At 52.6% G+C, this 8,290-nt stretch carries 6 protein-coding genes; 3 read left to right on the top strand and 3 right to left on the bottom strand.

From position 1 onward, the window contains the following. A partial coding sequence (locus AC5M9B_RS03785; RefSeq protein ID WP_487648276.1) for a YadA family autotransporter adhesin occupies positions 1–894 on the top strand: 894 nt, incomplete at its 5' end. Between the two features lie 192 nt (positions 895–1,086). Here the strand turns inward: AC5M9B_RS03785 and AC5M9B_RS03780 are convergent. Then, complete coding sequence (locus tag AC5M9B_RS03780) at positions 1,087–2,088, bottom strand: hypothetical protein (RefSeq protein ID WP_083310406.1); 1,002 nt, start codon at positions 2,086–2,088, stop codon at positions 1,087–1,089. Positions 2,089–2,401: 313 nt separating this feature from the next. Here AC5M9B_RS03780 and AC5M9B_RS03775 point away from each other — a divergent pair, with 313 nt between their 5' ends. After that, the gene (locus tag AC5M9B_RS03775; protein WP_070655383.1) at positions 2,402–3,697 is read left to right on the top strand and encodes a M23 family metallopeptidase; all 1,296 of its coding nucleotides are present in this window, start codon (positions 2,402–2,404) and stop codon (positions 3,695–3,697) included. Positions 3,698–4,060: 363 nt separating this feature from the next. Here the strand turns inward: AC5M9B_RS03775 and AC5M9B_RS03770 are convergent, their stop codons facing one another. Together AC5M9B_RS03770 and AC5M9B_RS03765 are read right to left on the bottom strand one after the other, a co-directional pair. Continuing rightward, positions 4,061–4,459, bottom strand: a complete 399-nt coding sequence (locus AC5M9B_RS03770) for an extensin (protein ID WP_070656493.1) — start codon at positions 4,457–4,459, stop codon at positions 4,061–4,063. A 268-nt stretch (positions 4,460–4,727) separates the two neighbouring features. Beyond that, entirely contained in the window at positions 4,728–6,773 is a 2,046-nt protein-coding gene (locus AC5M9B_RS03765; protein WP_487648275.1) for a TonB-dependent receptor, read from the bottom strand. A 404-nt stretch (positions 6,774–7,177) separates the two neighbouring features. On the opposite strand from AC5M9B_RS03765, the gene AC5M9B_RS03760 reads away from it, so the two are divergent. Then, positions 7,178–7,813 (top strand): TetR/AcrR family transcriptional regulator, encoded by a 636-nt coding sequence (locus tag AC5M9B_RS03760; protein WP_016688381.1) that lies wholly within the window; start codon positions 7,178–7,180, stop codon positions 7,811–7,813. The last annotated feature ends 477 nt before the right edge of the window (positions 7,814–8,290 follow it).

The following is an 8,290-nucleotide window of genomic DNA, read 5'->3' as shown; positions in this document are numbered from 1 at the left end:
ACTGATGCAGTAAATGTTGGACAGTTGAACCGTCTGACCGCTGCTGCTAAGACAGAAGTCGAAGCCGGTACCAACATTGCCAGCGTCAGCAGCAAACAAGGTGCGAACAAACAAACTGTTTACACCATTAATGCTGATGGTGCGAGCGTCTCCGCAGGTTCCGACAAAATCGTCGTGACCAAAGGCAAAAAAGATGCCAACAACGTAACCGACTACGCGGTTGACCTGTCTAAAGCCGTCAAAGACGACATCGCCAAAGGCGTAGCGGCGAAAGACGCAGTAGACAACAAAGGCATCAGCTTCGCAGGTGACAGCGGTACGACCGTTGCCAACAAACTGGGTGATACCGTAGCCGTTAAAGGCGATGCCAACATCACCACCACCGCAGGTTCGAACGGCATTCAGGTCGGCCTCAACAAAGACCTGAAAGTAGACAGCGTCACGACAGGCGGCGTAACCGTTAACGCTCAAGGCATTAGTATTGGTGCGCCAACTGCGTACAATCCGGCGAATACCGTCAGCCTCAGCCCAATTGGTCTGAACAACGGCGGACAACGCATTACCAACGTCGCTCCGGCGAAAGAAGGTACCGATGCGGTCAACCTGAACCAGCTTGTCGGCATGGGTAACGCTCTGCAAAACAACATTGCAAACGTCGGCAAAAAAGCCTACGCAGGTGTAGCGGGTGCGATTGCACAAGGCTCGATTCCGCAAGTAACCCGTCCGGGTGCGACCGGTATCGGCGTGGGTAGCGGCTACTACGGTGGTCAATCCGCCATGGCAATCGGCGTGTCTGCGATGAGCGACGGCGGTAACTGGGTTGTTAAAGGCAACTTCTCTGCCAACACAGACGGCCACGTCGGTGTCGGAGCAGGTGCGTTGTACCAGTGGTAAGCTAACGGCTCTTAGCTGAAGCAAAGGTCGTCTGAAATCCAAAATAGGGTTTCAGACGACCTTTTTTATATCTTGTATGAGGGATAAATTGGTTTTATTTGAAATTCATGGCTGGAAGGATGATGGAAGTTGGATTTCTTCTAAAACTTAAATCACATAACGACTTTTTCAGACGACCTTTGGTGATTCAATTTACCAAATCCCTGTAAACGTTTTTTCCGCCCGCCAAAATTTCCAACGCGATTTCGGTGTGAGTGTTAATGCGCCGCCGTTTTCCCCATCGGTCATCAAGGTCAGATTTTTCAGACGACCTGTGTGCAGCGCCTGCCAAATCGGGTGAAACCAGCGTTGTTCCCAATCCTGCAAAATATCTTGGTAGGCCAGTACGTCTGCCGTCGATCCGGTAACGGCCAAATCATCCATAAAAATGACAGCAGTGTCTGTTCCTGTTTCTTGCATCCAAGAGGCAAAGGCACGAAAGTCGTATGGTACATCTACGCGGCCGGAGGCAAATTGCGCCCACGGGCTGTCGGAGAAAAGGGAGGGTGATTGCTGCGTCCCTTGAATATCATGCCACAGCCACAGACCGTTTATCGGCGGTGTTCCGAGTTGGTTGCGAATGTTGTTGATTGGGTGTTGGTGCAGCCACATTTGGATTTCTGTCTGCTTGGCCAGCCATTGTCCGCTATCTTTGCCTGATGCTTGTTCAGACGACCCCATTTGTCCGTAAATATCCAATGCAGGCTTAATTTGCCAGTCTTGCGGATTGGGTAATAAGACAAGCCACAAATCGGGGCGAACGGGGACGAACCGCCAACCCTCGTCCTGATAAAAATCGGACAGTTCGCGACACAATCTGTCTGCCTCGTCAGTGGCAATATCGATATATTCACCGCCAACGACGCTAACTTGGTGCAAACCCATCTGCTGCCATAGCGGGGAAGCTAATGCAGCAGGTTGTTGCTGTGGAACGTTTGCAGCAGTTTTTGCATGTTCGAGCAGGCTGCCGTCCCATAAATAACGCCCGTAAAATTTTGATGTTTCAACTGCTTGTTTGTGTAAATGTCCGAAGCGAAGCAGACGGTTGAAGGCTGGCAGGGCAAGAGGGGGGACGGATTCGTCGCTTTGGCGGTTAAGCGACGGAATGGCAAGGGTCAGGTTCATGGCGGGCGGCAGGTTGGGAAAAAGCATCATTTTAAGGGAGAATGCCGGCCATTCCCAAATGGCTATGGGATGGGGTGTTTGAGGCAATATACGCGATTGTGATATAATTACGGACGTAAATTTCAGAAAAAACGGGTGTAAATCAAAACAATAGCCTTGATAATACGCCCTTGGTTCCCCATTGTGCTGTTTGCCGAAATATGAAAAAGGTCGTCTGAAAGACGGATAAATAGCAGACAGCCTTCTTTTAAATGAAAATCACATTGCCCGTGCGGATTGATAAAGCAGCCGCACCGCCGCATTAAAAGGATAATTCGTGATCGAAACAACCCGATTTCCCTTATTGCGCCGATTTTGGCACAACAAACCTATCCGTTGGTCTCTGTTGGGCATCCTTTTGCCTGTTTCCGGCGCGATGACTGCCTATGCAGTAACCGAACCTGTTCCCGAGTATCAAGGATTCAAAGTCGAGCGCGTTTCTGAAGAACTGCCGGCGGTTTATGTTGAAGCCGGTAATTTTCAGTCCAGTTACTGGGCGCAAGAAGTTGTTCAGCAGGGCGATTCCCTCGCCGATGTACTTACCCGCATGGGTGTGCCCCAAACCGACATCAAGCAAATCATGGCGAAAAACAGTGCGGAACGCGATATGCAACATTTGCGCGCCAACCAGTCTGTCAATATCCGCATCGATGCTTCGGGACAAGTTACCGACGTACAGTTTTTCACGGATGAAGAGCTTGAGCGCAACCTTGTCGCTTTGGAAAAAGTCAAAGGCAAATGGCAGGCTTCTACTTCAGAAGTGGATATGAAGACCATGCCGACCCTGCGTTCCGTCGTTGTCCGCACTTCCGCACGCGGTGCAATGGCGCAGGCGGAAATTCCTGTCGAAATCCGCGAGTCGCTGAGCGAAATTTTCTCCGACGTACTGAGCTTGGAGGATTTGAAAGAAGGCGATGTAATACGATTGCTGTATGACAGTATGTATTTCCGCGGACAACAAATGGGTACGGGCAATATTCTGGCGGCTGAAATCGTCAAAGGCGGTAAAAACCATCAAGCCTATTATTACAGCCAGGGTAAAGGCGACGAAGAGAGCGGCAGCTATTATGATCAAAGCGGTAAATCGCTCCAGCAAAAAGCGGGCTTCAACATCGAACCTGTCGTCTATACGCGCATTTCATCGCCATTCGGTTACCGGGTCCACCCCGTTTTGCATACCGTCCGTATGCATACCGGTATTGACTACGCGGCTCCTTCCGGTACGCCGATTAAAGCGACCGCTGACGGCGTGATTACCTTCAAAGGCTGGAAGGGCGGCTACGGTAATACCGTTATGATCCGCCATTCTAACGGCGTTGAAACCTTATACGGGCATATGAGCGCGTTTACCCCTGCCCAAGGTACGGTGCGTGCAGGCGAAGTGATCGGATTTGTTGGTACGACGGGACGTTCTACTGGTCCGCATCTGCACTATGAAGCACGGGTGAACAGTCAGCCTGTCAACCCGACTACGGTTGCCCTGCCGACACCTAAGCTGACGCCAACCAACATGGCTGCGTTCCGTCAGCAGCAGAAATCGGCAAATACCATACTGGCTTCTGTCCGCGGGCTTCCTGTTTCTGTGGCGCAATTGGATTAATTAGGCTACCCATATAGTATTGGGGCATGCTTTAAAAGGTCGTCTGAAAACCAGGTTTAAGGTTTCAGACGACCTTTTACATTGGGATGGATACGAAAACTTTTTCCAGTTCATAGGGCTTGAGGAAAGTTTTTTGGGAGGGATTGCAAATAACAGAATGCGCCAGAATCTCAATGATATAGTGGATTAACTTTAAACCAGTACGGCGTTGCCTCGCCTTAGCTCAAAGAGAACGATTCTCTAAGGTGCTGAAGCACCAAGTGAATCGGTTCCGTACTATCTGTACTGTCTGCGGCTTCGTCGCCTTGTCCTGATTTAAAGTTAATCCACTATAAAGCCGCTGCCGGAGCATGGATTCTGTTTTCAGACGACCTTCAATGCTTCTTCTGCCTTTTGCAGGGCGGTTTGCTCGTCGGCTTCAACGATGTAGTTCACGCCCAGCGCGGGAGCGAGTTTGGACGATTGTTCGCGGAAGAAAGCCAGTTGCGCCGCGTCGGGTTCGATGAGGAGCATGGCGGCGCAGCGTTCGGCGAGTTGCGGCCGGTGTGCCTTTATCCATTCGATGTAGGTTTTGCGGTCGGCAATGCGCTGTTCGTCGCTCACCTGCCGCCGCATGGGGGTGCAGACGGTGGCGAAGCGGCGGTTTTGGTCTAACAGGGTTTCGAATTCGGCCAGCCAGTCGGCGAAGTCGGCGACGTGGGTCAGGTCGGTCAGGTAGACAGTGCCTTCGGGCAGGGTTTTGGCAGGGGTGAAGTAGTGCATGGGGTTCCTTTGGGTGTTTTGGGGAAGCAGGGTAGGTCAATAGTTGGGCATTTATGCTTGGCTTTTTATTAGACTTCTTGTGCCGTCATTCCCGCGCAGGCAGGCATCCAGAATGGAGACTCAAGGGCACTTCTTTATCCGATAAGTTTCTGTGCGGATAGGTCTGGATTCCCGCCTGCGCGGGGGTAGCGAAGCGGACTTGCGTAAGCTAATGACGATAATCGGTTGTTACGGCCGTTTCAGACGACCTCCATCATTTCAGCTCCGCCTAAAACTTCCATTCCGCGCTCACGCCCACGCTTCTGGGGCGTTGGTAGAGCGCGTCTTGGCGGTCGGCGCTGGAAATGAATATGGGGCGGCGGCGGTTGAACACGTTGTCGGCGTAGAGCGAGACGCGGCCTTGTTTGAAGTTGTAGGCGGTGTAGAGGTTGACTTGGTTGTACGCGCCGATTTTGCCTGATTCGGCATTGTCGGCGGCGGAATAGTAGCCGCCGTAGAAGCGCACGTCGCCGCCGGCTTCCCAGCCTTTGTCGTTCAGGTATTTCACGCCGATGTTGGCGGTGTATTTGGGCGCGCGGCCGAGTTTGTTGCCTTCGATGCCGCTGTTGGGATAGCTTTTGATTTTGGTGTTGAGCAGTCCCAGTCCGGTGGTGAGTTTCAGGCTGTCGGTGGCCTGCCAGTCGGCGGCAAGTTCTACGCCATAGGTATGGACTTTTTTGGCGTTGCGGATGACGACGGAGTTGGTGCCGAGATAGAAGGGGAGCTGCATGTCGCGGTAGTGGTTTAGGAACAGGTTGCCGGAGAGTTGCAGGCGGCGGTCTGCGCTGCGCCAGCGGGTGTACCACTCGTAGTTGTTCACATATTCGGGCTCATAAGTGTAGGTTACGACGGGGCGGCCGAAGGTGATGCCCGCGCCGCCGGGGTTGTAGCCGCGCGCGGCTTTGATGCCGCTGACCCATTGGTCGGTGGGTTTGAAGGCGATGTCGATTTTGGGCAGGAATACGGTCTGGCCTTTGTCTAAATCAAGGTGCAGTGCGCCGCTGCCGCCGCTTCGTTTGTGCGTTTCTTTTTCAAGGCGGGCGGCGGCTGTGATGTCCCATTTTTCGCTGGGGCTGTATGTGGTTTCGGCAAACAGGGCGCGCACACTGTTGCGGTCATCAAAGGTGTTGCGGCCGCCGACGCTGCGGATATCTACCCATTCGTCTTGTTTGCTGCGGAAGTAGTGCAGCCCGGCAAGGCCTTTCAGACGACCTTTGTTTGAAAAATGCAATACCGGCTCCCATTGCAGTTCGCGGCCTTTGAGTTCGGCGGGCACGCCTTGCGGGCTGACGGTCATCGGCAGGTGCAGCCGCTCGTTGTGGTAGCGGCCGTAAACCAGTTTGTTTTCCAGTTTCAGATAGTCGTTAAGCTGCCACGATACGTCCCAGATGCCCGATGTCGAGCCGGTTACGAACACGGGCTTTTCTTTTAAAAAACGGCGGCTGGCGGTATTGCCCATGATTTCGTTTTGCGGTGCGCGCGAACGGATGTGGTTCAGCGTCAGGCGGCTGTAAAAATCGGGATGGTTTTCGGGCGTGAGCAGGAGTTTGAAGCGCACGTTGGTGTTTTCCACACGGCGCGGGTTGCCGGTCGGTTCGTAGGACACGAACGGTTCGTAGCTTTCGCGCTGCTGCCGCTCCGCGCTCAGGCGGAAGGCAAGGTTGTTTTTCACAATCGGACCGGACACTGCGCCGGCGACATTACGCGTTTTTTGGTTGCCAAAACCCAAGCGCAGCGCGCCTTCCCATTCGTTGGTCGGATCTTTGGAACGCATCACCACCGCGCCCGCCACCGCGTTCTGCCCGCGCACATGGCTTTGTGGCCCGCGCAAGACTTCCACTTGCTGCATGTCCCACAGCGACTGCGTGCCGAAGGCGAATTCATTGTAAGTGGCGGAGCGGCCGTCTATGGACAGGTTCAGGCGCGGCCGCGTGCCCGCGAAAAACGCCACTGCGCCGACGGCGGGGCCGGAGCCGTCCACGCCGCGCACGGTCGGCAAATCGTTGCCGCTGCCCAAGTCCACCGTGTTCACGGTCTGTTTGAGCAAGTCGGTTGCGGAAAGATTGTGGCCGCTGCGGTCGATGTTCGGCGCGGTGAAAACGCGGTTGGATGTGGCGGTTTCAAAGCCGCTGCGGTTGGTGCGTTCGCCGGTGACGACGACTTCTTCCAACTGCACTTGTTCCGCATCTTGCGCCGTATCGGCGGCATAAATCCATTCGGAGGCAAAGGCGGCGGCAATCAATAGGGGGAGGCGGCGGAGGGTGTGTTTCTGCATTTCCTTATCCTTTCAGACGACATACGTCGGGGCGGATTGAACATCAGACAATCCAACCGCTCCGGCAGTATGCAAATATTTGTTGTTTACACATTTACATAAAACAAACTATTAATGTAAAGTATAAGAAACAAAAAACAGGAATGCAAGTATTTATCATTCACTTTACATCCCCCCTTTTTATAGTGAACCATCTAAAAAACAATTCCCTCTCCCGTTCGGCGGGAGAAGGTTGGGGGAGGGCGATTCTGTAACCTTTATGATTTTGACCTGCTAAGCATCCGACAGCCCCCTGTCCGCAGGGCGGAGCGGCGGGATAAGGAAAGAGGTCGTCTGAAACGCCGCCGTATTGCCATTGCCGTCGTGGGGAAATATGATGAGTATCCGACTTGCGGATAACTTTAATGAAAACCCTTTATGAACAAAATCAAAACCTTCCTACCGTCATGACCGCCAGCAAACAACAAACCATCGCCGACACCGCCCGCCGCCTGTTCCGCGAACACGGCTTTTCCGCCGTATCCGTAGGCGGAATCTGTGCCGAGGCCGCCGTCAGCCGCGTTACCTTTTACAAATATTACAGCGGCAAAAACGCGCTCTTGCAGGAAATCGTTACCGAACAGAAAAACCGCGTCCGTGCCGAATTTGAGGCGCTGCTTGCACGGCAATGCAACCTGCGCGAAGCCGCCGAAGCCGTGTTTGTCCTACAAAAACAATCGTTTGAAGAACTCTATTCCGCCGCCTTCCTGCGTGACATCGAAGAAAACACCGATTTGGAGCTGGAGCGGTTTTTCCATGAGTTGAACGAAGAAAAATACGCCTTTATGCGCAGCTTCTTCCACACCCTGCAACAACGCCGCCTGATTCAGCCCGATTTGCCGGTGGAACTCATCGACCTGTTCATCCGTCAGGCGGATATATTGATGCGCCATCCGCAACTGGCCGCGCTTTATGCCGCTGCTCCGCAAAAACTGCCGCAGGATATATTGGGATTGTTGCTGCACGGTTTGGCGGGAGAGGACGATGAACGCCTGGGATGATTGATCCGTGGGTAGTCGAAAGAGGTTTATCGTGTTTGATAAAACGTCGTTTGAAAACGGATTGCCCGTTTTCAGACGACGTTTCGGATGTTTGCCATATCAAAAATTACAGTAACTCGGAGTCGGGATAAGCAGCAGGCTAATTACCAGCCGATAAAGAGTTTTCTCAAATATCTACGGTTTGTGGGGAAATAGGTAATATACCGTCAAACCTGTGATGAAAGGATAGCTGAAATATAGTGGATTAACTTTAAATCAGGACAAGGCGACGAAGCCGCAGACAGTACAGATAGTACGGCAAGGCAACTTAACGCCGTACTGGTTTAAAGTTAATCCACTATAACTTATGTTATTGCAAAGGCCTCATCCTGTTTTTATTTTTCCCGTTAAACAGAAACGTCCTTGGATTCGGATTTCAAGTGCAACACTATGGTACTAGTGGTTTGAACAGATTCAAGAATAAAACACTTGGCGTTT

The sequence above is a fragment of the Neisseria flava genome, from assembly GCF_982712965.1.
Note: the sequence above shows the minus strand (reverse complement) of the source record. Positions and strands in the feature narration are given on the sequence as shown.